The organism is Achromobacter aegrifaciens (assembly GCF_902859965.1).
In the GTDB taxonomy this organism is placed as follows: Bacteria; Pseudomonadota; Gammaproteobacteria; order Burkholderiales; family Burkholderiaceae_B; genus Achromobacter; species Achromobacter aegrifaciens.
In genome coordinates this window covers 613,325-637,467 of the sequence record NZ_CADIKO010000001.1, presented here as the reverse complement: position 1 = coordinate 637,467, position 24,143 = coordinate 613,325, and the positions used below count along the sequence as shown (strand labels likewise).

At 66.1% G+C, this 24,143-nt stretch carries 19 protein-coding genes; 16 read left to right on the top strand and 3 right to left on the bottom strand.

Annotated features, from left to right (window positions below; genetic code table 11):
• Window positions 1–13: 13 nt before the first annotated feature.
• The 3 genes from icmH to tssJ all read right to left on the bottom strand — a co-directional run bounded on the left by icmH (window position 14) and on the right by tssJ (window position 2,832).
• Window positions 14–769 (bottom strand): type IVB secretion system protein IcmH/DotU, encoded by a 756-nt coding sequence (gene icmH / locus HV793_RS02995; RefSeq protein ID WP_223283522.1) that lies wholly within the window; start codon window positions 767–769, stop codon window positions 14–16.
• Window positions 770–802: 33 nt separating this feature from the next.
• Window positions 803–2,149, bottom strand: a complete 1,347-nt coding sequence (gene tssK / locus HV793_RS02990) for a type VI secretion system baseplate subunit TssK (protein WP_054452043.1) — start codon at window positions 2,147–2,149, stop codon at window positions 803–805.
• 65 nt (window positions 2,150–2,214) lie between these two features.
• On the bottom strand, window positions 2,215–2,832 hold the full coding sequence (tssJ, locus tag HV793_RS02985; protein ID WP_225588881.1) for a type VI secretion system lipoprotein TssJ: 618 nt from the start codon (window positions 2,830–2,832) through the stop codon (window positions 2,215–2,217).
• A 189-nt stretch (window positions 2,833–3,021) separates the two neighbouring features.
• Between tssJ and HV793_RS02980 the strand changes: the two genes are divergently transcribed.
• The 16 genes from HV793_RS02980 (at window position 3,022) to tcuB (ending at window position 24,117) form a co-directional block, all read left to right on the top strand.
• Window positions 3,022–3,687, top strand: a complete 666-nt coding sequence (locus HV793_RS02980; protein ID WP_054452042.1) for a hypothetical protein — start codon at window positions 3,022–3,024, stop codon at window positions 3,685–3,687.
• 45 nt (window positions 3,688–3,732) lie between these two features.
• Complete coding sequence (tssB, locus tag HV793_RS02975; RefSeq protein WP_013396290.1) at window positions 3,733–4,257, top strand: type VI secretion system contractile sheath small subunit; 525 nt, start codon at window positions 3,733–3,735, stop codon at window positions 4,255–4,257.
• Window positions 4,250–5,743, top strand: a complete 1,494-nt coding sequence (gene tssC, locus HV793_RS02970) for a type VI secretion system contractile sheath large subunit (protein WP_059371264.1) — start codon at window positions 4,250–4,252, stop codon at window positions 5,741–5,743. Before tssB ends, tssC begins: the two co-directional genes overlap by 8 nt.
• Window positions 5,744–5,784: 41 nt before the next feature.
• Window positions 5,785–6,288, top strand: a complete 504-nt coding sequence (locus HV793_RS02965; protein WP_006395404.1) for an Hcp family type VI secretion system effector — start codon at window positions 5,785–5,787, stop codon at window positions 6,286–6,288.
• 62 nt (window positions 6,289–6,350) lie between these two features.
• Window positions 6,351–6,836, top strand: coding sequence for a type VI secretion system baseplate subunit TssE (gene tssE / locus HV793_RS02960; RefSeq protein WP_054452040.1), 486 nt, complete (start codon window positions 6,351–6,353; stop codon window positions 6,834–6,836).
• Window positions 6,837–6,890: 54 nt separating this feature from the next.
• Window positions 6,891–8,729 (top strand): type VI secretion system baseplate subunit TssF, encoded by a 1,839-nt coding sequence (gene tssF, locus HV793_RS02955; RefSeq protein ID WP_175213144.1) that lies wholly within the window; start codon window positions 6,891–6,893, stop codon window positions 8,727–8,729.
• Window positions 8,693–9,784: a type VI secretion system baseplate subunit TssG gene (gene tssG, locus HV793_RS02950; protein WP_175161300.1), complete on the top strand. Its 1,092-nt coding sequence runs from the start codon at window positions 8,693–8,695 to the stop codon at window positions 9,782–9,784. Before tssF ends, tssG begins: the two co-directional genes overlap by 37 nt.
• 18 nt (window positions 9,785–9,802) lie before the next feature.
• On the top strand, window positions 9,803–12,502 hold the full coding sequence (tssH, locus tag HV793_RS02945) for a type VI secretion system ATPase TssH (protein ID WP_119450353.1): 2,700 nt from the start codon (window positions 9,803–9,805) through the stop codon (window positions 12,500–12,502).
• A gap of 14 nt (window positions 12,503–12,516) precedes the next feature.
• On the top strand, window positions 12,517–15,219 hold the full coding sequence (locus tag HV793_RS02940; protein ID WP_175212624.1) for a type VI secretion system Vgr family protein: 2,703 nt from the start codon (window positions 12,517–12,519) through the stop codon (window positions 15,217–15,219).
• Between the two features lie 17 nt (window positions 15,220–15,236).
• Complete coding sequence (locus HV793_RS02935) at window positions 15,237–16,082, top strand: DUF4123 domain-containing protein (RefSeq protein WP_175212623.1); 846 nt, start codon at window positions 15,237–15,239, stop codon at window positions 16,080–16,082.
• Complete coding sequence (locus HV793_RS02930; RefSeq protein ID WP_054452035.1) at window positions 16,072–18,708, top strand: T6SS effector BTH_I2691 family protein; 2,637 nt, start codon at window positions 16,072–16,074, stop codon at window positions 18,706–18,708. The genes HV793_RS02935 and HV793_RS02930 overlap by 11 nt, the downstream gene beginning before the upstream one ends.
• 17 nt (window positions 18,709–18,725) lie before the next feature.
• Window positions 18,726–19,637, top strand: coding sequence for a DUF6708 domain-containing protein (locus HV793_RS02925; protein WP_225588882.1), 912 nt, complete (start codon window positions 18,726–18,728; stop codon window positions 19,635–19,637).
• Between the two features lie 82 nt (window positions 19,638–19,719).
• A complete protein-coding gene (locus tag HV793_RS02920) occupies window positions 19,720–20,418 on the top strand; it encodes a glutathione S-transferase N-terminal domain-containing protein (protein ID WP_119450347.1) in 699 nt (232 codons plus the stop codon).
• Between the two features lie 63 nt (window positions 20,419–20,481).
• Complete coding sequence (locus HV793_RS02915; protein WP_119450346.1) at window positions 20,482–21,408, top strand: LysR family transcriptional regulator; 927 nt, start codon at window positions 20,482–20,484, stop codon at window positions 21,406–21,408.
• Window positions 21,409–21,485: 77 nt separating this feature from the next.
• Complete coding sequence (gene tcuA / locus HV793_RS02910; protein ID WP_125470132.1) at window positions 21,486–22,901, top strand: FAD-dependent tricarballylate dehydrogenase TcuA; 1,416 nt, start codon at window positions 21,486–21,488, stop codon at window positions 22,899–22,901.
• Entirely contained in the window at window positions 22,888–24,117 is a 1,230-nt protein-coding gene (tcuB, locus tag HV793_RS02905; protein ID WP_054452028.1) for a tricarballylate utilization 4Fe-4S protein TcuB, read from the top strand. The genes tcuA and tcuB overlap by 14 nt, the downstream gene beginning before the upstream one ends.
• Window positions 24,118–24,143 lie beyond the last annotated feature (26 nt).

The following is a 24,143-nucleotide window of genomic DNA, read 5'->3' as shown; positions in this document are numbered from 1 at the left end:
TGGCCTGAGGCCTTCAGGGTAGCGAGATGGTCAGGTGCGCGGCGCGCGGGCCGATCTTGACGATGTCATGGTACGGAGCCATGGCGGTCTGCATGTCGCGGTTCAGGAAGTGGCTCATGCCCAGATAGGCCAGCAGCCCCAGCAGCGCGAACAACGCGCCGATGCTCCACAGCGGCACGTCGCGCTTGAGCGTGTGGGCGATCTTGTCGGGCAGGGGCCAGTGCGGCGCGAAGCCCGCGCGCTTGCCGCGCAGCAACGTGATTTCATCGCCCAGCCGCGCCGTGAGATAGCCCAGCTTCTCCTGGCCTTCGATCATGTACTTGCCCTGGAAGCCCAGCAGCAGGCACATGTAGAACACTTCCAGCGATTGCAGGCGCGGCGCGCCCTGCGCGCGCAGGTCTTCCAGGCGCGCAAAGAAATTCTCGCCCGCAAGCTGTTCGCCAAACAGGGTCAGCTGCAGCGGCTGCAGCATCCAGGCGTCGCGGATGGAAAAGCCCGAATTCAGCACGGTCTCGTCCACCGCGGCGCAAAATGCGTACTTGGTGGCGTAGACGTCCTCGGCCGGAATGTCCATCTTCTTCGCGCTGCGCTCGAAGTCTGCCAGGAACTGCTGCACGCGCGCCGAGAACGAGGCGGCGTCCACGGGTTCCTGGCCGCTTTTCAGCAGGAACAGCATCAGGAAGCCGTCGTACAGCAGGTCCAGCAGGGACTTCGCGGGGCGCGAGCCATAGAAATCGGCGGCTCGGGGAGGGAGCGAGGCTCCGGGCATCAGGGTAGGCGCGGCGGCGGTCATGGGCAGGCTCTAGCGGGTGACGGCGATGAGGTCCAGTTTCAGTTCAGGTATGCCCGAGGGGGCATAGATGGCGATGCTGCGTGCCTGCAGCATGCGGTCATACAGCGAGCCGCGTGTTTGCAGGGTGAAGTAGCAGGCGCCCGGCTTGACGGGCACGGCGGGCGGAACCTGCGGCGTGTAGACGAGCTGCACGCCGGGCATGGCCGAGAGCACCAGCTTTTCCACGTCGTCGGGCGCGCCCACCTTGAAGCGCAACGGCACGGTCTCGGCCAGTTCGCTGGCCGGCGTGGCGGCGGATACCGACAGGTAGAGCGCGGTGGTCTCGTCGAGCTTGCCGGAATCCAGCCGGCCGACGTGGAACGAGGGGCGCAGTTCTTCCAGCACGATGGAGAAGTAGCGGGTGGAGATGACGGTGTCGAGCAGGTCGCGCAGGATTTCGTCCAGCTGCGCGAAGGCCGCGCCCGGCGCGTCGTGCTGGTAGGCCGGCAGGTCCGCCAGGGTGTGCACCTTGGAGAAGGTCATGAGCGCGCCGGCCAGCCGCAGCATTTCCTGGAACAGGCGCTCGGGATGCAGCTGCGGATTGTGGAACAGGTGCGACAGCGCGGAATAGGCTTCGTTGCAGGTGTGCAGCAGCCAGAACGAGGCCACATCGCCCGAGCGGAACTCGATGATGTTCTTGTTCGGTTCGCGGTGAAAGCCATAGAGCGCGTTGACCTTGGCCTGCAGTGCGTCCAGCAGCCGGCGCAGCTGTTCGAACAGCGCGCTGCACGCCTGCACCGTGACGCTGGGGGCGATGAAGCTGGTGTCCAGCTCGTAGCCGGCGCTGGCCGTGCGGCGCACGCGCGCTACGGGAATGGTCAGCAGCGCGTCGCGTGGCTCGTGTTCCGACAGCAGGCGCACGTTCTTGCGCAGGAAGGCAAGTTCGGCCGTGCTGGCGTTGGTGTACAGATCCGGCGCGGGGCTGTCCTGGTGCGCATAGCGCGCATCGAAGCCCTGTTCCTGGCGCGTGTCCCGATAGTTGCCGCCGATGTCCTTCATCGGGTGCAGCGCCAGGTAGAACACCGCCGTGCTGGCGCCGTCCAGGCCGTCCAGCGCGACCGCGGGCGGCAGGTCGTCGTTATGGGGGGCGCTGTAGATTTCGCCGTCGGGAAATATCGCGGAGAGCTCGGTGGCGCGCAGCATGCCGTTGGCAAGCGCCGCCGCGTCGAAGCGCGCCGCGCGCAAGCCCCATGCATAGGGATGCAGCGCGCGGCTCATTTCCGCGAGGCGGGCCTCGTGGTACGCGTCTTGGCGTTGAAAATGTTGGGGCCGCAGGAACAGCCCCTCTCCCCACAGTATCTTCGCTGAATGGCTCACGTTTGCTGGCTCTTGCTTCTTATATATAGAGGGCGTCGATGACGGCGGCTAGGCGCGGCTTGCGTTCAGTTCGGGCATTGCACCGAGCCGAGGCGGGCCGGGTCGAAGCCGGGCACGCCCGGTGGCAACACTATCTGTCCGGTGACCACGGTCATCGCGCAGGCATGGGCGCCCATGACGATGCCGGTGTCCTCGGCGGTCTTCACTTCGAATACGTATTTCCAACGCTGCGGCGCGGGCGCGTAGAACAAGCCCGCGACAGCGATGTAGGCAGCGGTTTTAGGCACTTTTTCCAGGTGTTCGTAGCGCTGTCCCGGCGTCAGTGTGACTTCGCGTGCAGCGATGATGCTGTCACCCAACGCCGCCTTTTCGGCGTCAGTATCAACCAATTGCGTGAGCGGTGCGCGCTGAAATGCCTCGGCATTCTTCAAATAGTATATTTTCGTAACCACAGCCATTGGCTGTCCGCTACTCGCATTCAAATTTTCTCCGGCATGTATCGCCAATTTCACATCGATTGGCGCATTCGGGTCTTTTTTCAGGCCCGCCATATCCATCATGCCGCCGGTCATTCCGGCCACCGCTCCGATCGCTGAAACCGCTGCGCAACCGCTGATTACGGGGCTTGCCGCGATGATGGCCGCTGCTGCCATGCACCGAGAAAAATAGAGATGTTTTGACATGGCTCTTTATACCGGAAGCCTGCGACAACATACAGATCACGGCACGATGAGCGAAGTTTCTGCGCGAGTTACATGAAGTAATGCACTGTAGTGCTGCGCTAACAAAAGGTTGTTGAAATACGCGGCCTTGGTTACACCCTCCTACATACCAAAAAAATGCACATATCCCGGGTTCTCCTCATCGGCGCAATGATGGCCTTCCTCGCGGGCTGCGCCACGTCCCCCAAGCCGCAGACCGACGCCGAGTACAAGCAGTCGATGACGCACGCCACGCAGACGCTGGCTGCCAAGGGCAACGATCAGGCGGTTGCCGAGTTCCAGGAAATAGCCCTGCTCAATCCCGCGCGCGGCGAGCCGTGGTCGTACATCGCCAAGATCCGCTTCGACGAGCAGAAGTACGGCGAGGCCATCGTCGCGGCCGATGAAGCGCTGAACCGTGACCCCGAAGACTTCACCGCCAAGACCGTGCGGGCCGTGGGCGGCCTGCGCGTGGCCATGCAATCGCTGGCCGATCTGCGCGCCAACGCGCTGTTGGCGGGCAACGCCCGCACTGATGCGGTGGCGCTGGCTGCCGCCATGCGTGAAACCCTGGGCCAGGACGTGCTGTTCCCCGAGGGTTACAAGCCCCCGCGCCCGCGCCAGCCGCGGCGCAACGATGCGCAGGGCGCGGCCGCCGCGCAACAGGCCAAGCCTGCCGCCAACGCGGCGGCGGCGACGCCGCCCGCTACGCCTGCGGCCCCCGCGGCGAATTCCGCTGCGGCTCCCGCCGCAAAGCCGCCTGTGGCCCCGGCTGCTTCCGGCGCCGCGCCGGCCGGCCGCGCGCCGGATCCGTTCGGCAACCTCCTCAAACCCTGATCGGGCCCCACGGCCTCTTCACTATGCACTTCGCTTGGAGCCCCCATGGCTAAGAAAGAAAGCGTTCAGAAAAGACTCCAGAAAGTACGTCCGCCGCGCGTGCAGCTGACCTATGACGTCGAGAAGGGCGACGCGATCGAGCAGAAGGAACTGCCGTTTGTCGTGGGCGTGGTCGGCGACTTCAGCGCGCAGTCCGAAGCCGAGCTGCCGCGCCTGAAAGACCGCAAGTTCGTCAACATCGACGTCGACAACTTCGACGACGTGATGCGCGGCCTGGAGCCGCGCGCCGCGTACCGCGTGAAGAACCGCCTGACCGACGAAGGCGGCACCTTCGGCGTGGACCTGAAGTTCCGCTCGGTCGAGGACTTCCGGCCCGAGGCCGTGGTGCAGCAGATCGAGCCGCTCAAGGAGTTGCTGGACATCCGCACCAAGCTGGCCGACCTGCGCAACAAGCTGGCGGGCAACGACAAGCTGGAAGACCTGTTGGGCGAAGTGCTCAGCAGCACTGAAAAACTGCAGCAACTGACCAGCGAAGCCGGCAAGAACGGCAAGGGAGGCAGCAATGAGTAATTCCGCCGCCGCGCAGAACGTATCCGCGCCCGCCGCCGAGGCCGACTCGGGCCTGCTGGACCAGATCGTCGAACAGAGCCGCGTGGCCAAGTCCACGGCCGAGCACGACCGCGCCAAGGATCTCATCGGCGAGCTGGCCCGTGAAGTCATGAAGGGCACCGTCGTGGTCTCGGACAACCTGTCCGCGATGCTCGACGCCCGCGTGGCCGAGCTGGACCGCCTGATCTCGGCCCAGCTGAGCGAAGTAATGCACGGCGCCGAGTTCCAGAAGCTGGAAAGCACCTGGCGCGGCCTGCATTACCTGTGCCAGGAGAGCAACACCGGCCCGATGCTGAAGATCAAGGTGCTCAACGTCACCAAGCGCGATCTGGTGCGCGACTTCCAGACCGCCATCGACTTCGACCAGAGCCTGATGTTCAAGAAGGTCTACGAAGAAGAGTTCGGGACCTTCGGCGGTTCGCCGTTCGGCGCGCTGCTGGGCAACTTCGAGATCACGCGCCAGCCCGAGGACATGTACTTCATCGAACAGATGTCGCACGTGGCCGCGGCTTCGCATGCGCCCTTCATCGCCTCGGCCTCGCCCGAGCTGCTGGGCCTGGACAGCTTTGCCGACCTGGGCCGCCCGCGCGACCTGGCCAAGGTGTTCGATACCGTGGAATACACCAAGTGGCGCAGCTTCCGCGATTCGGAAGACTCGCGTTACGTGGGCCTGACCATGCCGCGCTTCCTGGGCCGCCTGCCCTATGACCCGAAGGAAGGCACTTCGGTAGAGGGCTTCAATTTCGTCGAGGAAGTGGACGGCACCGACCATGCCAAGTACCTGTGGTGCAACGCCGCCTGGGCCTTCGGCGCGCGCCTGACTGCGGCCTTTGCCGACTTCGGCTGGTGCGCGGCGATCCGCGGCGTGGAAGGCGGCGGCCTGGTCGAGAACCTGCCGACCCACACTTTCAAGACCGACGACGGCGAAATCGCCCTGAAGTGCCCGACGGAGATCGCCATCACCGACCGGCGCGAAAAGGAATTGAGCGACCTGGGCCTGATTCCGCTGGTGCATTGCAAGAACTCGGACTACGCCGCGTTCTTCGGCGCGCAGTCGGTGCAGAAGGCCAAGAAGTACAACACCGACAGCGCCAACGCCAACGCGGTGCTGTCGGCCCAGCTGCAATACATCTTTTCGGTATCGCGCGTGGCGCACTACCTGAAGGCCATGATGCGAGACAAGATCGGCAGCTTTGCCTCCGCGCAATCTGTCGAGAGCTTCCTGAACCGCTGGGTCTCGCAGTACGTGCTGCTGGACGACAACGCGAGCCAGGAGCAGAAGGCGCAGTTCCCCTTGCGGGAAGCATCGGTGCAGGTTGCCGAGGTGCCGGGGCGTCCCGGCGTGTTCCGGGCCGTGGCGTTCCTGCGGCCTCACTTCCAGCTCGATGAGCTTTCGATTTCGTTGCGCCTGGTCGCGGAACTCCCCGCCCAAGCCCAGAAGTCGTGACCACCGTCGGATTCGACGATTTTTAACCAGAGAGGCTATTAATGAAGGACATCTACGTCAAATTCGGCAACCCCGCACTCAAGGGCGAGTCGCAGGACAAGGACCATCCGGACTGGATCGAAGTCGGATCGTGGCGCCATGAAATCATCCAGCCGCGTTCGGCTACCGCCTCCACCTCCGGCGGCCACACCGCCGAGCGCACCGAGCATGGCGAGATGGTCTTCACCAAGGACCTGGACGTGGTCAGCCCGCTGCTGTATCAGCACGCATCCGGCGGCACGACGTTCGACGAAGTGACCATCGATTTCCTGCGCGCCGACGGCGAAGGCAACCGCGTCAAGTACCTGGAAATCAAGCTCAAGTACGTGATCATCTCGCGCGTGGCGCCGGAAGTCGTCAGCGAAGGCCTGCCGCACGAATCGTTCTCGCTGAAGTACGCCGCCGTGCAGTGGAAGTACACGCAGCAGAAGGTGGGCGGCAACCAGGGCGGCAACGCCCAGGGCGCATGGAGCCTCACCAAGAACGACAAGACGTACTCGGTCTGAACCTGACCGCATGAACGGCAAAGGCCCCGGCCGGTCCGGCGCCTTTGCTCAATGAGGCCGCGATGAAGGGATTCGAACCCAGCCTGTTCGACAAGTTGTTCGACGGCGACGGGCAGACACCGCATGCGTTGCGACGCCTGTCGGTGGAAGAAATCAAGGAAACGGTCGCGCGCGACATCGAGGCCCTGCTCAACACGCGCATGGTCTTCACAGAAGACTCGCTCAAGCGCTTTCCGAACTGCCAGCGGTCCATCCTGACCTATGGCTTGTCGGATTTTTCCGGCCTGAGCCTGGCCAGTCACTACGACCGCGAGTTCATCTGCCGGTCGCTGGAGCAGGCGATCGCCCGCCATGAGCCGCGCCTGACGCATGTGCGGGTGTTGCTGCAGGTGGACAGCCGCGCGACCTCGGTGCTGTATTTCGCGATTACCGCGATGCTGGACGTAGGGCCTGCGCATGAGCCGGTCACTTTCGACGCGACGCTGCAGCCGTCGACATTGCAGTACTCGGTGAGCAAGGGCCGGGCCAAGGCCGCGGCGGCCGCCTGATAACAAACCATGCACGCGGGCGCCGGCGGCACGCCGCCGGCGAAGAAGGGAAAGATGGAAGAACTGCTGCCTTACTACGAACGCGAACTGGGCTTTCTGCGCGGTTCGTCGCGCGATTTTGCGCAGCGCTATCCCAAGATCGCCGCGCGGCTCGGGCTATCCGGCGAAACCTGCGAGGATCCGCACGTCGAGCGGATGATCGAATCGTTCGCGCTGCTGGGCGCACGCATCAACAAGAAACTGGACGACGACTATCCGGAATTCACGGAAGCGTTGTTCGAGGTCATGTACCCGCATTACCTGCGCCCGTTCCCTTCGTGCTCGGTGGCGCAGTTCGACATGGGCGGCATGGCCTCGCAGCTGACCGCGCCGGTGCGCATGGCGCGCGGCACGGAATTGAAGTCGCATCCCGTGCGCGGCGTGGCGTGCCGTTTCCGCACGGCGTACGACGTGACCCTGGCGCCGGTGAGCGTACGCCAGGCGGTGTTCGCGGCCACGGCCAATGCACCGTCTGCAGCTAGCCTGCCGGCGGGCGTGACGGGCCGGTTGTCGCTGACGCTGGCCTGCCTGGCAGAAACCCAGAATTTTTCCACCCTGGCGGTGGACCGCCTGCGCGTATACCTGCATGGCGAGCCCTCATTCGTAGCCGCGCTGCGAGACTGCCTGTTCCTGCGCACCGCCGCGGCCTATCTTGAAACACAGCCGGGCCGCTGGAACCGCATGCAGGATGTGCCGCTGGCGGAGGTGGGGCTGTCCGAGGACGAAGCCCTGATCGACTTCCCGGCCAGCTCGCATCCCGCCTACCGGCTGCTGGCGGAGTACTTCGCGTTCTCCGAGAAATTCAACTTCGTGGACATCGACCTCGCGGCGCTCAGGCGCGCGGCAGGGCCGGTGCGTGAAATCACCCTGCATCTGGCATTGAAGGGCGTGCGCGCGGATTCGAACACGGCGCGCCTGCTGGAGTCGGCCTCCGCGGAAAATTTCCGGCTGGGCTGCACGCCCGTGGTCAACCTGTTCGCGCAACGCGCCGATCCCATCCGCGTCACCCATGCGCAGGCGTCCTATCCGGTGGTGGCCGACGCGCGCCGCGCCTATGGCTACGAGATCTATTCGATCGACCGCGTGCGCCAGGTGCGGCAGAACATGCAGGGCGATTCGGTGGTGGAATTCCGACCCTTCTATTCGCTGCATCATGGCGAAACGCCCGAGGGCGCCGGTCACTACTGGACGGCGCGACGCAATGCCATGGTGGCCGAGCGCAGTCCGGGCTACGAAATGGAGTTGTCCATCGTCGACATCGATTTCGATCCCTCGCTGCCGCAGACCGAGACCCTCAGCCTGGAACTGACCTGCACCAACCGTGACCTGCCCGCGCATCTGGCGGTGGGGCAGCCGGGCGGGGACCTGTTCCTGGAGGGCGGCTCGATCGCGCGTGAGATCCGCATGTTGCGCCGGCCGACGCACACGCATCGTTTCCAGCAGGGGCGGGCGGCGCACTGGCGCCTTATTTCGCATCTGGCTCTGAACCACCTGTCGCTGGTCCACAGCGGTCTGCCTGCGTTGAAAGAGACGCTGCGGCTGTATGACCTGTCGCACTCCGCGGTGGCGGCGCGCCAGATAGAAGGGCTGGTCGGCCTGGACTACAAGCCTGCCACGCACTGGATGCCCGGCGAGCCGTTCGCGACCTTCGTGCGCGGCATCGAGATCCGGCTGACGATCAACGAAGACAACTTCGTCGGCACCAGCCTGCATGCCTTCGTGGCGGTGATCAACCGCTTTTTCGGCCTATACGTGCATGCCAACAGCTTCGTGCAGCTGGTTGTGCTGTCGCGCCGCGGCGCGGAAGAAATCCTACGGTGCGCTCCATGCAACGGCGACGCGATCCTAGCGTAATCGAATCGCTGCTGGCCGAGCCGCAGCGCTTCAAGTTCTTCCAGGCCGTGCGGGTGCTGGAGTCGTGGTTCGCGCGGCAGGAAGGCAGCCGCGCGCGCAATGCCGTGCCCGCGCACCTGCGCTTCCTGAACTCGTCTTCGCTGGGCTTTCCCGCCAGCGAGATCGCCGCGCTGACAGCCTATGACAAGCAGGGCCAGGCGCTGGAAGACACCGAAGCGCGGCTGGCGGCGCTGGCAGCAGGCAACCTGGGACGAGTGGAGATCGAACCGGCCTTCTTTGGCCTGTTGGGCGCACAGGGCGCCATGCCGCTGCATTACACCGAGATCCTGAGCACGCGCGAGAGCTCGCGGCGCGACCGCGGCGCCCGCGCCTTCTTCGATATCTTCTCCAACCGGGCGGCGGCGCTGTTCTACGCGGCCTGGAAGAAGTACCGCATGCCGGTGCGGCACGAGACCGAACAGGACCACCATTACCTGCCGCTGCTGCTGGCGCTGGGCGGCATCGGCCATCCGGCGCTGCGCGACCGCCTGCAGTCGGGGCAGGGTCGGGTGTTCGACGAATCGCTGGCGCACTACGCCGCGGCCGCGCGCCAACGGCCGGTATCGGCGGCCTACCTGCAACGGGTACTGGCGGACTACTTCCAGGTGCCGCTGCGGGTGGAGCAGTTCGTCGGGCGCTGGTATCACGTGCCGCCGCAGAACCGCACGCAGCTGGGCATGCCTGGCGCGGTGCTGGGCGTGTCGGCCATGGCCGGCGACCGCATCTGGCAGCGCGACATGCGCATCCGGCTGTGGATCGGCCCCTTGTCCAAGGACGCGTTCACCGACTTCCTGCCCGGCGGCGCACGCGCCCAGGCGCTGGAGAAACTCCTGACCATGTTCGGCGGCATGAGCTTCGAATACGAAGTGCGGCTGGTGATGGCCAAGGAAGACGTGGGCGGCAGCGTGCTGGGCGAAGGCGGCGGCGCGCGTCTGGGCTGGAACTCCTTTCTTTGCACCGAAGCGGTGGCATCGGACCGCGATGACGCCAGCTACGAATTGCACACCATACATTGAGACTAGACGACCTGGAATATGGCCACACCCTTGAAGACCCTGATTGGAAAGCTCAACCAGACCTGCCGCCAGGCGGCCGAGCGCGCCGCCAGCCTGTGCATGGCCCAGGGGCACTATGAGGTGGACCTGGAACACCTGTTTTTGGCGCTGCTGGAAAAGCCGGCCAGCGATTTCAGCATCGTGGCGCGGCGCAGCGGTATCGAGGCTTCGGTGCTGGAAGCGGACCTGAATGCCGAGATCCGCGGCTTCAAGAATGGCAACACCCGCACGCCGGTGTTTTCGCCGCATCTGCCGCGGCTGTTCGAACATGCCTGGCTGATCGCTTCGCTGGACACGCAGACCACGCGCATCCGTTCCGGCCATCTGCTGCTGGCCTTGCTGACCGAGCCCGACCTGGCCCAGTTGGCGCGCCGCGGTTCGCGCCTGTTCGAATCGTTCAGGCTGGATGAACTGAAGCACGATTTCGCCGCGCTGACGGCGGGCTCCGAAGAGGCGGGCCAGTCGGTGGCGCTGGGCGACAGTCCGGCGGCGGACGCTGCCCAGGACGGCGCGGCCCCTGCTGCAGGCCTGTCCAAGACGCCGGCGCTCGACCAATACACCGCCAACCTGACCGAGCGCGCGCGCGAAGGCAAGATCGATCCGGTGATCGGGCGCGATGCCGAAATCCGCCAGATGATCGACATCCTGACGCGTCGCCGCCAGAACAATCCCATCCTGACCGGCGAGGCCGGCGTGGGCAAGACCGCGGTGGTCGAGGGGCTGGCGCTGCGCATCGTGGCGGGCGACGTGCCGCCGGCGCTGGCGGGCGTGGCCCTGCGCACGCTGGACATGGGCCTGTTGCAGGCCGGCGCCAGCGTCAAGGGCGAATTCGAGAACCGTCTGAAGAATGTGATCGACGAGGTCAAGCAAAGCTCCACGCCCATCATCCTGTTCATCGACGAAGCCCACACCATGATAGGCGCGGGCGGGCAGGCCGGACAGAACGACGCAGCCAACCTGCTCAAGCCGGCGCTGGCGCGCGGTGAACTGCGCACCATCGCCGCCACCACCTGGAGCGAATACAAGAAGTACTTTGAGAAGGACGCCGCGCTGGCGCGCCGCTTCCAGGTCGTGAAGGTGGAAGAACCCAGCGAGGAACTGGCCGCCAGCATGCTGCGCGGCATGGCGCCGCTGATGGAGCAGCACTTCGGCGTGCGCGTGCTGGACGAGGCCATCGTGGCCGCCGCGCGTCTGTCGCACCGCTATATCAGCGGCCGCCAGCTGCCGGACAAGGCCGTCAGTGTGCTGGACACGGCCTGCGCGCGCGTGGCCTTGGGCCGCAGCGCCACGCCGGCACTGATCGATGACGCGCGCCACCGCCTGGCGCGCCTGGAGACCGAACGCGCCGCCCTGCGCCGCGAAGCCGCGGCGGGCGCGGCGCAATCCGCGCGCCTGCGCGAACTGGATCAGGAAATGGACGCCACGCGCGCCGCGTTGACGGACGCGGAAGCGCGGCTGGAGCAGGAAAGCGAGCTGGTCAGGCAGATCCACGCGCTGCGCGAGGAACTGGAAGCGGCGGGAACGGACGTGACGCCGGAGCCCGCCGGCAAGCGCCGCTCGGGCAAGGCGGCCGAACCCGTCGCCACGCCCGGCCAGGCGCAACTGGCCGAACTGCAGCAGCAACTGCGCGCCTTGCAGGGCGAGGCGCCGTTGGTGCCGGCCTTCGTGGACGCGCAGGTCATCGCCGAGATCGTGTCGGCCTGGACTGGCATTCCGCTGGGCCGCATGGTCAATGACGAAATTCGCACGGTGCTGGAACTGCAGCCCCTGCTGGCCGAACGCGTCATCGGCCAGGACCATGCCTTGCACGCCATCGCGCAGCGCGTGCGCACCGCGCGCGCCGGCCTGGAGGACCCGAACAAACCCAAGGGCGTGTTCCTCTTCATCGGCCCCTCGGGCGTGGGCAAGACCGAGACCGCGCTGGCCGTGGCCGACGTGCTGTATGGCGGCGAACGCAAGCTGGTCACCATCAACATGAGCGAGTACCAGGAAGCCCACAGCGTATCGGGCCTGAAGGGCTCGCCGCCGGGCTACGTGGGCTACGGCGAGGGCGGCGTTCTGACCGAGGCGGTGCGCCGCCAGCCCTACAGCGTGGTGCTGCTGGACGAAATCGAGAAGGCTCATCCGGACGTGCTGGAGCTGTTCTTCCAGGTGTTCGACAAGGGCGTGATGGACGACGCCGAAGGCCGCGAAATCGATTTCCGCAACACGCTCATCATCCTGACCTCCAATGTCGGGTCCTCGGCCATCATGCAGGCGTGCCTGAACAAGAGCGCGGAGGAACGGCCCGATCCCGAGGCCTTGCAGGAACTGTTGGCGCCGCAGCTGTACAAGGCCTTCAAGCCCGCCTTCCTGGGCCGCATGAAGACCATCGCCTATTACCCGGTGGACGACGACGCGCTGGCCCGCATCATCGGGCTGAAGCTCGGCCGCATCGCGCAGCGGGTCCAGGCCAATCACCGCGCCGTCTTCGAATGGGACGAGGCGCTGGTGGAGGCCGTGCTGGCGCGCTGCACCGAGGTGGATACGGGGGCGCGCAACGTCGACCACATCCTGAATGGCACGCTGTTGCCGCAAATCGCGGAACAGGTGCTGGGCCGCATGGCGCAGGGCGAGGCCATCGCCCGCATCCGCGTTACCGCCGGCAAGAACGGCGATTTCCGTTACCGCCTTGCCTGACGCCGGAGCCTGACATGCCGATGGATAATGCCGGCCTTTCCCGAATGTCGATCGCGTCGGTCGACCAGGCCAACCGTTTGCTGGACCTGCGCACGCCGCTGGGCGCCAACCGGCTCGTCGCGGAAACGCTGTCCGCCACGGAGACCCTGTCGGACGGCGCGTTCCGGCTGGAACTGACTGCGCTGTCGGACGATGCCGGCATCCCCTTGTCCGAACTGCTGGGCAAGCCGGCGACGCTGCGCCTGCAGACCGCGCTGGGCCGCGAACAGCCCCGTGTCTGGAATGGCTACATCATGGCGGCCGAGTTCCAGGGCGCCAACGGCGGGCTGGCGCGCTATGGATTGACGCTGGAGCCCTGGCTCGCGTTTCTGCGCGCGCGCCGCGACAGCTTTGCCTATCAGGACAAGACAGTCATTGAAATCGTCGACAGCATCTTCGGCGATTACAAGGACCAGGGGGGGCTGGCGCCGCAATGGCGCTGGGTGGTGAAGGACCGCGCCGCCTACCCCAAGCGCAGCCTCACCGTGCAGTATCGCGAAACCGATCATGCCTTCGTCGAGCGCCTGCTGGCCGAAGAAGGCCTGTTCTACTGGGTGGAGCATGAGGCCGGCGAAGGCGAGGGCAGCCACACGCTGATCATTGCCGACCACAACGGCGCCTTTCAGCCTGGCGCGCAGGCCAGCGTGCGCTTCGCGCGCGCCGACGTGACGGAGACCGAGGACAGCATCCAGCAATGGAGCCGGCGCGCACGCTGGCAAACCAATGCGGTGCGCATGGCCAGCTGGGACTACCGCAGCGCCCAGGCCAGGCCGGTGGCGGCCCAGGTCGATGGCGGCGGCGCGAAGGGCGCGATGGATCTGGTCGTCAATGACTATCCCGGCCAGTACGCCTACGAGGACAGTGCGCAGGGCGAACGCCTGGCGCACATCGCGCTGGCCGCGCTGCGCGTGGGCCAGGACAGCTGCGAAGGCGCGGGCACGGTGCGCACGCTGGCGCCGGGCCAGCGCTTTGAGCTGACCGGGCATTATCAGCAGGGCGGGGCCGCCTATGTGGCGATCGCCGTGCGGCACGAGGCCCGCAACAACTTCGACGAGGACCTGGGCCGCGCCGTGCGCGAGGCGCTGGGCGAGACCGGTCCGCAGGCAGCCGAGGCCGACTTCTACCGCAATACCTTTACCTGCATCGGCATCGATACGGAATTCCGCAAGGCCACGCGCGACGGGCACGGCGAACGCCTGCATCCGCGGCCCACCGTGTACGGCGCGCAGACCGCGCTGGTGGTGGGCGCCGAGGCGCCGGTGCACACCGACCGCGATCACCGCGTCAAGGTGCAGTTCCATTGGCAACGCGGCAAGGCTTCCAGCAGCCGCCTGGAGCATCCTTCGGGCGACGAGAACGCGCCGGCCAAGGACGAACTTGGCACATGGGTGCGGGTGGCGGAGTCCGTGGCGGGCGGCGACTGGGGCGGGAACTTCGTGCCGCGCGTCGGCCAGGAAGTGCTGGTCGAGTTCCTGCACGGCGACATCGACCGGCCCGTGGTGGTGGGGGCGCTCTACAACGGCGCAGGCGCCGAGGACGCCGCGCATAACCAGGTGCAAGGCGGCGCCGCCAACGCCACCGGCAACGCGCCCGCCTGGTTCGCGGGCGGCGCCGACGGTCATGCGCACAACGTGGTGATGTCCGGTTTCAAGACGCAGGCGCTGGCCAGCAGCGGCCAGGGCACCGGCGGCTACAACCAGCTGGTGCACGACGACACGCCCGGACAGTCGCGTCTGACGGCTTCGACCACGCAGGCCGAGAGCCGCCTGAACCTGGGCCATATCAAGCAGCAGCGCGACAACGAAAGACTGCAGGACCTGGGCCACGGCGCGGAACTGTCGACCCGAGAGGCGGTGGCGCTGCGCGGCGGCTCCGGTCTGCTGATCAGCGCGGACCTGCGCGGGAACGCCGAGGGTGCGTTGCTGGACAGCTCGGAAGCGGCCAAGCAGATCGAGCGGGCGGCGCGTTCAGCGGAGGAGTTGGCGCAGGCGGCAGCGCGACAGAACGCGGTGCTGGAAGACGATCCGGAAACACTGCCGGCGCAGGATGCATTGAAGCACGTCCTGGAGGTGATCGACGCGAAGCAGGACGCGCCCGAGGGCGAGCCCGTTGCCGCCTATAGCGAACCACAGGTCCAAGTGAGCGCGCCCAGCGGCATCGGCCAATACACGCCGGCCAACGCCTTCCTGGCGGCCGGGGCGTCGTTGGCGCAGGTGGCGCCGGACGTGAACTGGGTCAGCAGCGCCAACCTGGCGGTGGGCGTGGCCGGCGGCGCGGTGTTGTTCACGCTTGGCCGCAAGGCGTCCGGCGGCAGCCCGGTGCAGGGCCAGGGGCTGCTGCTGCATGCGGCGGGCGGCAAGCTGCGCCTGCACAGTCAGGATGCCAAGATGACTCTGTCCGCGGAAAAGGCGGTGACCTTCGCGTCGGCGCAGGCCGGCGTGACGGTGCAGGCGGCCAAGCGCGTGCTGGCGACGGCCGGCGGCGCCTATGTGCGGGTGGAGGGCGGCGGCATTCAGCTCCATGCGCCGGGGAAGGTCGAGCTGAAGGCCGGCGTGCATAACTGGGTCGGCCCGGAAAGCAGCCAGGCGAACCTGGTCTTCAACGAAGCCAGCCCCTTGTGCGAAGCGCGCGTGCGCGGCGCGGCCCAGCGCGGCGGCGCCGTGGTGCCGCTGGGTTGAGGCGGGAGGAAGGCGGCATGCTCGATTACCAGGCTTTCAGCGCCCATGGCTTTGGCCTCATCCAGGACGAGCGGACGGCCGGCGTGCCGGCCTGCGTCCAGGCCGAAGCCCTGGTGCCGCCGGCGCTACGGAAAATGCCGGGACTCATGCCCCGGTTGGTGGACCTGACCGCAATGCCAGCGGCGGACAAGGTGCAGGCGCTGGCTAGCCTGAACCAGGCCTTGCTCGATGGCGAGGATCTCTGGCTGGGGCTGCTGTTGCAGTCCGATCAGCCCGCCGATGCCGTTGCCGCGCATCTGCGCTCGCGGATGATCGTCGACATCGCGGGACAGGGCCCGTGCTTTTTCCGCTTTTTTGATCCGCGCGTTTTGGTCCAGCTGCCATGGATGTTGGACCCGGCGCAGCTGGTCTGGCTTTGCGGGCCGGTGCAGCGCTTCGTGTTCCACCTGGATGGCGCATGGCGTGCGGTGGCGCGCCCCGACGCCGAGGGGGCGGCGCGTCCGAAGCTGAGCGTGGATCAGTCCTTCGCCTTGACCCAGCTGCAGGCCCTGAATGAAGTGCTGTCGGACCTGGATACGCTGGAGCCCGAAGGGCGCGTCGCCTTGGGCCAGAAGGTGATGGCGCATTTCCGCACGGCCCGCGAACTGGGCCTGGCGACCGCGCAGGAGCGCAAGGCGTTTGCACGGCATGCCCTGGACGTGCACCCCGCCTTCCACCGCCACGAGCGGGTCCGCGCCTGCCTGGCAGCAATGCAGCCCGAAGATGATTACCCCTACCTTGCTGCGGTCCAGGACCTGTCGGATGAGGACTGGTCCAGCGTGCGCGCGGATATGGAACGAACTGGAGAGCCCGATGGCCGATGATGCAAAGAACTGCGGGAAGAAGCGCTCGTCGCTGGATTGCGGAGAGGATTGCCCGTTTCACCGGATCGGCCTGCCCATCATGCCGCTGCGCTACGCGGTGCTGAAGAACGACGGTGCCTTTGCGGCGCTGGACGGCGACCTGAACACGCCGCAGCTGGCAGAGCGGCCCCTGGGTGACAGCGCGCGCTATGGCGTGCGGCTGCTGCGTCCGGGCTATCTGTACGTCTATGACGAGGCGCGCTCTGAGCTGAAGGGCTACTACGTCAACGAAAACGCCACGCTGTACAACTTTGATCTCGACAAGCCGGTGCAGGACTGCGACCGGACCTTTACTTGCACGATGGACCACGAAGCCAAGGCTTCGCTGCTGACTATTCCGAACGCCAAAAAAGCGACATTCGTATGGTTGGCGTTTTCGGACGTGCAGTGGACCAAGGACGTGTGCAAGGCGCACAAGGGCAAGAAGGGCGCCGATATGCGCGAGCGGCACATGTTCAAGTTCGATGTGCAGGCCTGGCTCAGCAGCGGCAAGCACGCAAATGCCAAGAGCATCAACACCCTGAAGGATACGGCCGCGGACTACCAGGTGCATCGCAAGCGCGACCTGGATCAACATCAGAAGCAGCAGTTGCTGGGTTGGAGCACCGTCGGCTATTACGACGTGAAGGGCTGGATGGGGGAAATGATCGAGAACGCCGCGGAGGCCTTCCTGCCCGGCAAGGGCCTGATGCTGGCGCTGCCGGACAGCACCGGAATCCTGCAGGATCTCGCGCGGCTGATGCGCATACGCTTCGACGACTTCGTATCGAACAAGGAGGACCTGCGTCCCCTGACCGTGTCGAAGTCCATCGAGTCTCTTAGCGAAATCATCATGCAGTCGGCCGAGAGCGAGTTCCTGGAGCAAAGAGGCCGGGATGCCACCAACCATACGGTCTATGGGACCACGACTCCGAGTATGGGAGCCGGCCCGGGAGGGTCGGGGGCCGGGGGGCTGGCGGTAGGCCAGATGCTGGCGGACTGGCTGATGCCGGAGAACAAGAAGCAGCGCATGGCCGAGGCGGAGGACTATCGCCATCCGACCGAGGCCGAGCGCGGCAAGGTGCGCTGGGAAGCCTGGTCGAAGTACTTCGACAATTACGACGAGAACGCGCGCAGGGCATGGCAGAAGGGATTCGACGAGCGCTTGGCGCAATTCGACGCGGCGACCATCGTGCCCTTGGCGAAGGCGCACGTGGCGTGGATCACCTGCCAGAAAACGCTCGATTCGTTCGAATGCAACTACGACTCCAATAACGCGGATAGCGGTGCGGTTTACCAGACGGTCCTTGCGTTGTGCATCGACGGAACCCAGGACAAGCGCATTTGCTTCAAGCAGTATGCGGACTGGCTACAGGGGGAACCGGACGACACGCGCAACCTGTTGCTGCGCGCCATGTTCCACAACCAGGATTTCGTGGTCAAGAAGGTGGTCGAGGCGCACGAAGCGGCGCTCGACTGGAAGGCCATCCCCTGGGGCAATCTGCACGAGGCCTACAAGACCGGGCTCAAGGTGCTGAGCGAAGGTCAGATGGACAAGACCGCGCGCCTGCTGGAGCAGGTCATGGGGCCGGTTGTGCATGTGCTCAGGCTGGGCGTGGATAGCGGCATCGCGCGCAAGCTGGCGATGTACGTGGGCCTGCTGGCGCGGCAGAACGTGGCGATCGTGGAAGTCGAGGGCGGCAAGAAGGCTTTCCGCGCCGCGCTGATCCGCGAGGTACTGCGCCAGCATGGCAGCCAGGTGAGCATGCGCCAGATGGAGCAGGCGGTGGCGGACGAGCTGCGGCGGTTGGAGGTGCGCGGCGAACAGCTGGAGGGCACCGACAAGAAGCGCTGGTTCATGCTGGTGGACAGGGACGCTGCCGCCAATGTGTCAACGGACCTGCGGGCCGCGGATAGGGCCAGGGCCTTGGCGCAGACCACCATGACGGTCGAGGAATACGAAGCCCGGGAACTGTCGCGCTGGCGCACCGCGATCAACACGGACGTCCGTGTCGGCGTCGTCGGCTGCCTGTTCCAGACTGTGGCGGTGTACAAGCTCTGGAGCGACCTGGAATCGGCCATGCCTCACGAACGCAGCGACGCGAGCTGGAAGTTCGTGGTCGGCATCGCGTCGGCGGGCGGCTCGGTGGCAGACGTACTGGGCGTGGCGCTCAAGAGCCGGCAGGCCGCGGGTATGCGGCTGGGGATTGGGGTGGGACTTGAAACCACCGGTTCTCTGCTGGTGCGATGGGGCGGCCGCATAGGCGTCGTCACTGGCGTCATCATGGCCGTGTTCGATTTCAAATCTGCCGCGGACCAATTCACGATTGAAAAGAACGGCTTGATGGGCGGGCTTTACCTTGCCTCGGGTATCCTCAGCCTGGTTGTCATCGGAGCGTTCGCCCTGTCGGCCACGGTCGTGGGCCTGATCGCGGCGGTGCTCCTGATCATCGTGGCGATATTGATAGAGAAGTTCAAGGGCAACAAGATCGATGAATGGCTGAAGCGCTGTCTGTGGGGGAAACTGCAGGGACAGGCCGGGGCCGATTACTACTATGGGGTGCAGCAAGAGATGAACAGCCTGCGCGTGGCCTTGGGAGGGTCGTGATGGACTTTACGGGACTGATGTCCAGGTTCCCTAACGATCGTCCGCTTTCGGAGTTCGACCGCGAGCATCGCTTGCTGCAAAAGAAGCGTCTCGATGTGCCGCTGCTGGCGCAGCTCTGCGTCGTGAAGATGAATTCCAACAGCCTGCTGTCGGTGGATCGCTGGTATGGCTGGCGAGGCTTTATTGCACTGATCGGCGCCATAGGAATCGCCTTTGGTGTGGGTGGCATCCTGATGCTGGCCTGGATTCTGGTAGCGGGCGATCTGCCCAATGAGAACGGTCTCTGGGAAGCGATCTTCATCGGAATGGCGATGTTCGCCATGCTGGGCTTGGCTGGCGTCTGGATTGCGTGCAAGGAGATGTTCCGTTGGACCTACTATCCCATCGCGCTGGATCGCAAGCGCCGGCTGGTACACGTGTTCCGGCTGAATGGCACCGTCTTGACGGCGCCCTGGGACAAGATTTACTTCACGCTGGGCCGAGGCAAGGGCACGTTCGGCTGGCTCAACTGGGACATACGCGGCCTGATCCTGGCCGAGGACGGCGTCACGGTGCAGGACACCTTCGCCTTTTGCATCGCCACCAGCCGCGTCGAAAATGCCTATTCCCACTGGGAGTTCCTGCGCCGGTACATGGAAGAGGGTCCTCAGGCGGTGCTGGATGCGGTCCTGTACTGCATGCCCGTCGACGGCAAGCGCGAGAGTTTCGCCTTCAGCAAGGAACGCATCTTCGCCAATGATGCGCAGAGCCCTGGCCTCATGTATTTGGTCATGGTGCCCTTCAACTACCTGCATGCCATCATGCGCTGGGCGGTGATGCAGACCAGCAAGATCCCGGCGTTTCCGCCGGAGATCGAGGCCACGCTGCAACCTGAGCCGGGCGACAAGTACGTGCGCGATGCGTCGATGAATCCCGAAGACCTGCGCTAGGGGATTTCATCCGGCGGCGCGGCGGACCGGATTTGCGCTAGGATTACCCCGACCTTTCCGCCCCTCCCCCTGGAGCCCCCGCATGACCGACCTCAGCGCCTTTCCCATCACCAAGAAGTGGCCCGCCCGGCACCCCGACCGCATCCAGCTGTATTCGCTGCCCACGCCCAATGGCGTGAAGGTGTCGATCCTGCTGGAGGAAACCGGGCTGCCCTACGAGGTCCACCGGGTCAGCTTCGACGCCAAAGACCAGTTTTCGCCCGAATTCCTGTCGCTCAGCCCGAACAACAAGATCCCGGCCATCCTCGATCCCAATGGTCCCGAGGGCAAGCCGCTGGGCCTGTTCGAGTCCGGCGCCATCCTGATCTACCTGGCCAGCAAGGCGGGCAAGTTCCTGCCGGCGGACACGGCGGGGCGCTACGAGACGCTGCAATGGGTCATGTTCCAGATGGGCGGCATCGGCCCGATGTTCGGCCAGCTGGGCTTCTTCCACAAGTTCGCGGGCAAGGACTATGAAGACAAGCGCCCGCGCGACCGCTACGCGGAAGAATCCAAGCGCCTCTTGAACGTGCTGGACCAGCGCCTGGAAGGCCGTGACTGGGTGATGGGCGACGAGTACACCATCGCCGACATCGCCATCCTGCCCTGGGTGCGCAACCTGGTGGGTTTCTACGGCGCGGGCGAGCTGGTGGAGTTCTCGCGCTTCAAGAATGTCGCCCGGGTGCTGGAAGCCTTCGTGGCGCGTCCTGCGGTGGCCAGGGGCCTGACGATCCCCGGATAACGCCGCGCGTACCCTGCCTCTACAATCGGCCCTGTCATCCCTTCTGGAAAGCCGGGGCCGCCCATGGAACTGCGCCAACTGCGTTACTTCGTCCGCGTCGTGGAGGCGGGCAGCATCGGCCGCGCCGCGCAGTCCATAGGAATGGTGACGTCGGCGCTCAGCCAACAGATCAGCCGGCTGGAGGGCGAGCTGTCCACGCGGCTGCTGCGGCGCAGCGCCAGCGGCGTGGAGCCCACCGACGCGGGCTTGGCGTTCTTCCGTCAGGCGCAATTGGCGTTGCGCCACGCCGACGATGCGGTACATGCCGCGCAGCAGGCCAGGCTGGCGGGCCACGTCAGCGTGGGCCTGCCTTCCACCACCGCCGCCATCCTGGGCGCGCCCTTCGTGCAGGCCATGAACGAGCGCTATCCCGACATCCGTCTGCATCTGGTGGAGGCGCTGTCGGGCCATCTGAGCGACATGCTCAACGGCCGCATGCTGGACCTGGCCATCGTGTTCCAGGCGGAATCCGCGCGCCGCTGGAGCGTGACGCCCTTGCTGGACGAGCCGCTGTTCCTGCTGGCGCGGCCGGACATGGCGGGTTTGCCTGCCGGCGAGACCACGCGCATCGAGGCCATTTCGCATCTGCCTCTGGTCCTGCCCAGTGGACGCCACGGGCTGCGGGCGCTGGTCAACAACGCGTATCAGCAATCGGGCCGCACGCCGCTTGTGGCGGTGGAGGTGGACGGCCTGCCGGTGCTGATGGACGTGGTGCAACTGGGCCACGTGGCCACCATCCAGCCCAGTTCCGCCATGGCCCGGATCGCGCCGGGCCAGCTGCACATGGCGCGCATCGACGACGCGCACCTGTACCGCCCCAATCTGCTGGCCAGCCTGTCGGAGGACGAGCTGTCGCCTGCGGCGCTGGCCGCCCGCCTGGTGCTGGCCGATGTGTCGCGCACGCTGGCGCGCGAGGGCAAATGGCCGGTGGTGGCTCTTCACGATTCATGAAGACCTGTTGACGGCTGGCTGATATCGGCGGGCGCTGCCGCTCGCTACAGTCCGTTCCTTGGAAGAGGAACGATGGCATGGTCGACGTCTTGGTGGTGGGAGGGGGCAACGCGGCGCTGTGCGCGGCCCTGATGGCGCGCGAGGCCGGCGCCAGCGTGCTGCTGCTGGAAGCGGCGCCGCGCGAATGGCGCGGCGGCAATTCGCAGCACACGCGCAATCTGCGCTGCATGCACGACGCGCCGCAGGACGTGCTGGTCGAGGCCTATCCCGAGGAAGAATACTGGCAGGATCTGCTCAAGGTGACGGGCGGGCTGACCAACGAGCATCTGGCGCGGCTGGTCATCCGCGAGTCCTCCACCTGTCGCGACTGGATGCGCCGCCATGGCGTGAACTTCCAGCCGCCCTTGTCCGGCGCGCTGCATGTGGCGCGCACCAACGCCTTCTTCATGGGCGGCGGCAAGGCCCTGGTCAACGCCTACTATCGCAGCGCCGAAGCGCTGGGCGTGCAGATCCGCTACGACGCGCCGGTCGACTCGCTGGAGCTGGAGGAAGGGCGCTTCGTGGCGGCGCGCATCGGCCATGAGCGCATCGAGGCGCGCGCCTGCGTGCTGGCGGCCGGCGGCTTCGAGTCCAACCGCGAGTGGCTGCGCGAAGCCTGGGGCCAGAACGAGCGCGGCGAATGGCCGGCCGACAATTTCCTGATCCGCGGCACGCGCTACAACATGGGCGTGCTGCTGAAGTTCATGCTGGACGCCGGCGCGGACAGCATCGGCGATCCGTCGCAGTCGCATTGCGTGGCAATCGATGCGCGCGCGCCGCTGTACGACGGCGGCATCTGCACGCGCATCGATTGCGTGTCGCTGGGCGTGGTGGTCAACCGGGAGGCCAGGCGCTTCTACGACGAGGGCGAGGACTTCTGGCCCAAGCGCTACGCGATCTGGGGCCGCCTGACAGCCATGCAGCCGGGCCAGATCGCCTATTCCATCATTGACGCCAAGGCCGTGGGCCGCTTCATGCCGCCGGTGTTCCCGGGCGTGCAGGCCGACACCTTGCCGGAACTGGCGGTGAAGCTGGGGCTGGACCCGGCGGTCTTCGAGCAGACCGTGCGCGACTACAACGCGGCCTGCCGCGTCGGCAAGTTCGACCATACGGCGCTGGACGACTGCCATACCGAAGGCCTGGCGCCGGCGAAGACGCACTGGGCGCGGCCCATCGACACGGCGCCGTTCTATGGCTATGCCTTGCGGCCCGGCATCACCTTTACCTACCTGGGCCTGAAGGTGGACGACACCGCCGCGGTCCGGTTCAGCGACGTGCCCAGCGACAACCTGTTCGTCGCGGGCGAAATGATGGCAGGCAATGTGCTGGGCAAGGGCTATACGGCCGGGGTGGGGATGTCCATCGGCACGGCCTTCGGCCGCATCGCCGGCACCCGGGCCGCCGCCGCCGCGCGCGGCCGGCATAACGCGGAAGCACGACATGAAGCAGCTTGAAGCCCTGGCCCGCGAGGCCCAGTCCTTTTCCACGCAGCATGGCGAGGCAGCGCCCGTCATGGCAGAGCAGCCGGTGCGCTGGCATGGCAAACAGGCCGAACGCCGGGCGGATCTGCTGACGGGCGATGAAACCGAAGTCGCCCGCGTCATGCAGATCTGCAACGCCTGCCGCTATTGCGAAGGATTCTGTGCGGTGTTTCCCGCCATGACCCGTCGCCTGGAATTCGGCAAGGCCGACTTGAACTACCTGGCCAACCTGTGCCACAACTGCGGCGCCTGTCTGCATGCCTGCCAGTACGCGCCGCCGCACGAGTTCGCGGTGAACGTGCCGCAATCCATGGCGCGGGTGCGGATGCAGACGTACACCGATTATGCCTGGCCCGCAGCGCTGGGCGCCCTGTATAAGCGCAATGGCCTGACCGTGTCGCTGGCCGCCGCTGCGGGCTTGGCACTGTTCCTGGCGATGGCCGTGCTGATGGCGGGCGGCTTGTTCCATGAGCCCATGGCCGGCAATTTCTACGCGGTGTTCCCGCACAACACGCTGGCGCTGATGTTCGGCGCGGTGTTCGGCTTTGCGATGCTGGCGCTGGGCGTGGGCGTGACGCGCTTCTGGCGCAATGTCAGTCCGGGCGCGGCCACAGGCGCTGCAGTGGCGGAAGCGGCGCATGACGCCCTGCGCCTGCGCTACCTGGATGGGGGGCATGGCAAGGGCTGCAACAACGCGGACGACGCCTTCACCTTGTGGCGCCGCCGCTTCCATCACTTCACGTTCTACGGCTTCATGCTGTGTTTCGCCGCCACCAGCGTGGCGACGCTGTATCACTATCTGCTGGACCAGCAGGCGCCGTATCCCTTCTGGAGCGCGCCTGTGCTGCTGGGTACGGCAGGCGGCGTCGGCCTGTTGATCGGACCCGCGGGACTGCTGTGGTTGAACCTCAAGCGTCATCCGCAGCAGGGCGACGCGGCGCAAAAGCCCATGGACCGCGGCTTCATTGCGCTGCTGTTCCTGACCAGCGCCACGGGCCTGGCCTTGCTGGCCGGCCGCGACGGCGGCGCGATGGCGCTGCTGCTGGCGATTCACCTGGGCGTGGTGATGGCGCTATTCCTGACGCTGCCCTACGGCAAGTTCGCCCACGGCATCTATCGTTCGGCCGCGTTGTTGAAGTGGGCCATCGAGAAACGCCAGCCCAACAAGCTGCAACTGGGCTCGGATTGAAGCACCGCGCAGCCGCGCGGCCATGA

Coding starts and splice junctions, on each gene's coding strand:
- icmH (WP_223283522.1), bottom strand. CDS start 769: ATGCCCGGAGCCTCGCTCCCTCCCCGAGCCGCCGATTTCTATGGCTCG.
- tssJ (WP_225588881.1), bottom strand. CDS start 2,832: ATGTCAAAACATCTCTATTTTTCTCGGTGCATGGCAGCAGCGGCCATC.
- HV793_RS02980 (WP_054452042.1), top strand. CDS start 3,022: ATGATGGCCTTCCTCGCGGGCTGCGCCACGTCCCCCAAGCCGCAGACC.
- tssB (WP_013396290.1), top strand. CDS start 3,733: ATGGCTAAGAAAGAAAGCGTTCAGAAAAGACTCCAGAAAGTACGTCCG.
- tssC (WP_059371264.1), top strand. CDS start 4,250: ATGAGTAATTCCGCCGCCGCGCAGAACGTATCCGCGCCCGCCGCCGAG.
- HV793_RS02965 (WP_006395404.1), top strand. CDS start 5,785: ATGAAGGACATCTACGTCAAATTCGGCAACCCCGCACTCAAGGGCGAG.
- tssE (WP_054452040.1), top strand. CDS start 6,351: ATGAAGGGATTCGAACCCAGCCTGTTCGACAAGTTGTTCGACGGCGAC.
- tssF (WP_175213144.1), top strand. CDS start 6,891: ATGGAAGAACTGCTGCCTTACTACGAACGCGAACTGGGCTTTCTGCGC.
- tssH (WP_119450353.1), top strand. CDS start 9,803: ATGGCCACACCCTTGAAGACCCTGATTGGAAAGCTCAACCAGACCTGC.
- HV793_RS02940 (WP_175212624.1), top strand. CDS start 12,517: ATGCCGATGGATAATGCCGGCCTTTCCCGAATGTCGATCGCGTCGGTC.
- HV793_RS02935 (WP_175212623.1), top strand. CDS start 15,237: ATGCTCGATTACCAGGCTTTCAGCGCCCATGGCTTTGGCCTCATCCAG.
- HV793_RS02930 (WP_054452035.1), top strand. CDS start 16,072: ATGGCCGATGATGCAAAGAACTGCGGGAAGAAGCGCTCGTCGCTGGAT.
- HV793_RS02925 (WP_225588882.1), top strand. CDS start 18,726: ATGTCCAGGTTCCCTAACGATCGTCCGCTTTCGGAGTTCGACCGCGAG.
- HV793_RS02920 (WP_119450347.1), top strand. CDS start 19,720: ATGACCGACCTCAGCGCCTTTCCCATCACCAAGAAGTGGCCCGCCCGG.
- HV793_RS02915 (WP_119450346.1), top strand. CDS start 20,482: ATGGAACTGCGCCAACTGCGTTACTTCGTCCGCGTCGTGGAGGCGGGC.
- tcuA (WP_125470132.1), top strand. CDS start 21,486: ATGGTCGACGTCTTGGTGGTGGGAGGGGGCAACGCGGCGCTGTGCGCG.
- tcuB (WP_054452028.1), top strand. CDS start 22,888: ATGAAGCAGCTTGAAGCCCTGGCCCGCGAGGCCCAGTCCTTTTCCACG.